General features: G+C 56.5%; 3 protein-coding genes. All 3 read right to left on the bottom strand.

Going from position 1 to position 3,279, the window contains the following annotated elements; translation table 11 throughout:
• Positions 1–401 precede the first annotated feature (401 nt).
• Positions 402–1,877 (bottom strand): UbiA family prenyltransferase, encoded by a 1,476-nt coding sequence (locus AC1DXX_RS33160; protein WP_478138443.1) that lies wholly within the window; start codon positions 1,875–1,877, stop codon positions 402–404.
• Between the two features lie 3 nt (positions 1,878–1,880).
• A complete protein-coding gene (locus AC1DXX_RS33155) occupies positions 1,881–3,035 on the bottom strand; it encodes an NAD(P)/FAD-dependent oxidoreductase (protein ID WP_478138442.1) in 1,155 nt (384 codons plus the stop codon).
• A 48-nt stretch (positions 3,036–3,083) separates the two neighbouring features.
• Positions 3,084–3,279 (bottom strand): hypothetical protein (locus tag AC1DXX_RS33150; RefSeq protein WP_478138441.1); only part of this gene is annotated, 196 nt, incomplete at its 5' end.

Genomic DNA, 3,279 nt, shown 5'->3' with positions numbered 1-3,279 from the left:
CGCTCCCTCCGATGCGCATGCTACCGGAGCGCAGGCGAGTGACCAACCTCTCCAGACAGTAGAGCGTGTTTGGCCCAGCGCCGATAAAGCAGATGACGTAGGGGGTTGTCGTTCTCGTGTTGCCGTCGGCACTGCCGGCAAAGGAGGGGTTTTCCGAGTAATCCTCGGTGGACATGTATCTCGCCATCGAAATCCTCACTTGTACAATTCTGTTTCAGTCGGGGTTGCGCGCGGGCCGCATCTATGATGGGACCGCCGCCGCCCGTCCAACGCCGGCATCATCCTTTCGCGGATGTTCAAAGATCGCCAAGCCTTTGGGGATGAATGCTTTATGCGACCGGGCACGCGCCCGGAGATGCAGGGAGAATTCTTGGCTTGGCAACGTTAATCTTCGCCTGCCCCTACGCGAGTGCCACCAGGAGCGCAGCACTGCCGATAACAAGAAGACTTGGAACATCACCCAACATAAAGAGCACGGGGTCTTCCGCTTGCTGTCGGTCCGCTGCGATCCAAAGTCTGAGGACCCAGTACAAGAGCAACGGGCAGATGAGCCACAACAGGTCTGGATTTACGTACACCGCCTTCACTTGTTCACTGTCGATGTAGAGCGCCAAAACGAGCACAGATATCACTCCGCTTGCTGGCCCGAAATTGCGGATGACGTTTGTGTCGCCGAGTTTGTACCCCCTCCCCGGTACCGGGCCAGAATCATCCGCGTGAGTGAGTAGTTCCGCATAGCGCTTCGCGAGCGCAACCGAGGTACAGATGAACAATGCGAACATGAGAAGCCAGTACGAGATACTGATTCCAGCGGCGAATCCGCCTGCGAATAGCCTGATCAGGTAAAGAGCCGAAAGGGCAATCACGTCGATTGCGAGATGCCGTTTCAACACGAGCGTGTAGACAACACTCAGAGCGAAGTAGCCGATCAACGATCCGACGAAACTCGCGGGGAGGAGCAAGGTGGACAAGCCTAAGGAGAAGCTGAGAAGAGCTAGACCTATGCCAACCGCGTGCAGCGGAGACAAGGCGCCCGATGCCAGAGGACGGTGCTTTTTGACTGGATGCCGACGATCCGAGTCGATGTCGAACAAATCGTTGAGTAGATACACGGCGGATGCACATGCACAGAATGCGACGAACGCAATGGCTGCAGCTTGCAGCTTGGAAGCTGAACCAAGCTGATGGCCGACTAGAAGAGGCACAAAGAGCAGGAAATTCTTTGCCCAATGCCGAGGCCGAATAGCCCGAAAAACAATCTGAGACCTTGACGTTTGCGAATCAATAATTTTGAATTGGCGATTCATATGGCGGATTGATCTGGCGAGAGGCCAACGAGGTGCGACGACGACAACCTCTTGGGCGCCCTCCCATATCGGGAGATCAGCCAAAGAGTCTCCAACATAACCATAGCCACTCAGCCGGCGGTGGCGGCAGTAGTCCTCGATCGCGAGCTTCTTCGCTGCGCCCTTAAGGTTGCGAATGTGATCGCTGGCAAGAACATCATCAAACAGGCCGAGGTGTTGGGATATCTCTCTTGCGTATTTCTCATTGCTGGCCGTGGCAAGGACCAGGCACCGCCCCTTCCTCTTTTCGTCTCTCAAGAAGTCGAGAACCCCTGGCCGATAGGGCAGATACTCTGCATCGACGGGCGAGAGCGCTGCAAGACGAGACTTGAGATAGGCCTTACCCCTAAGAAGCCACAGAGCGGCAAGAATGCTGATGAATGGATTCCGCTTGAAGGCCCTCAGAAGCGACTCGAGAAGACAGTCACCCGCAAATATCGTCCTGTCCAAGTCCACAAAGAGCACTGGCGCCTCCGCCGGCAGTGCTGCGACTGAAACCGAATGGACCTGCGTGCCACTAGCAACATCCATAGCTCAAAAACTGGCGTCCGAGGTTTGGTAGACGGCCCGTCTAAGATCGTCCATCGGTCTGGATGCAATCAAAGGAGAGTCGAGCCGAGCGTGGGCGATGCGAACCAATGCGTCCGTCAGATACGGAGCTTCCGTCATCTTCCCCGGAAAGATGCAGATGTGTCCCGGTGCAGGCTCGTAAATGGAAATGCCGAGTGACCTGTCTGCGCCCTCACCGACACAGAAATCGGCCTTCACGCACGCCAGTGCATGGGCGCCATGCTCAGTCCAGCCCGGGAACAGGCGTTTGAGTGCCTCTGAAATCTCCTGCACTCGTTCACTTCGAACTTCGTAGTTAGGCGCTTGAGTTTGCGTGGCGTCATTGTTGTGGTTGATTAGGCTGAACTCGGAGTGATGAACGATGGCGACCTCCCCCGGATCCACATGGAAGCAGCAGTTCTCGCTAAGACGAGGAACGATGAGCATGTGACTCTTCCAGTATCGAAGGGGAATTTCCATGGAGAGGAGTCGCTTTACGAGTGAGCGGTTCTCGTGTCCAGATGCATAAACGAACATCGATGCCCGAGCCGCGCACGCCGATCCATCCTCGAGCGTCAACTCGAGGTCCTCGCCCCTCATCCATTGCGCGGTCGCTGCACGCATCACTTCCGCGCCCGATGACATAGCGTCCTGCAATATGCGCCGGTATAGCAGCCTAGTATCGATGGTGACGTCTTTTGACTCGAACACCGCCGCCACCCGATCCATCGCAGCGCCCGGATGGCTGTGCCGTGCCTGTTTCAATGAGATTGGCGTGCACTCGATGCCGGCCTCTTGCCAGCGCGAGACTAGCTCTAACACTCGCCGGTCGTCGCGAACAAGTACATGAGAGGGGATTCCATAACTTTGAATGGCCTCGGGATAGTTTCTCGCGATCTGACCATAGCCATAGGCACAGTGCCTGGCGACATTCACTGCGCGCTTGCGATCTGCAATCGTGCCTGCTTGGTAAGCACCACTATGCAGCCAACCGGCGTTCCTCGTCGAAGGCCCGAAAGCGAACGTTCGCTCCTTTTCGACGAGCAACACTCGCAGCCCCAGCTTGCTCAACTTCGCGGTCGTCATCAGTCCCGAGACTCCGCCACCGAAGACGATCACATCGTAGTTTCGAGTCTTCACGCGTTCCTCTTAGTCCTGATTGTGTGACTGCCCTCTGCGTCGCCGCTGTCAGTTCGGCACATAGCTTCGCAGACGAACGATCTCCCTCAGGAATTTCGGGATCCACCGCCACCGAAAGGTTGACTTGGTGCCGAAGAACGTCATGGAAAACTCACGGGTAGACCAACCGTGTTGGAGCGAGAGCCAAGTCATTCCAACCTGGAACTCGGGCCCGTTCTCGCAATGCGCGACAGTTCCATCAACG

The organism is Variovorax sp. P4_B10 (assembly GCF_056402375.1).
This window is presented reverse-complemented; position numbering and strand designations above follow the sequence as displayed.

Bases quoted from the DNA above. Each gene is read 5' to 3' on its own strand.
- AC1DXX_RS33160 (WP_478138443.1), bottom strand. From the start codon at position 1,877: ATGGATGTTGCTAGTGGCACGCAGGTCCATTCGGTTTCAGTCGCAGCA.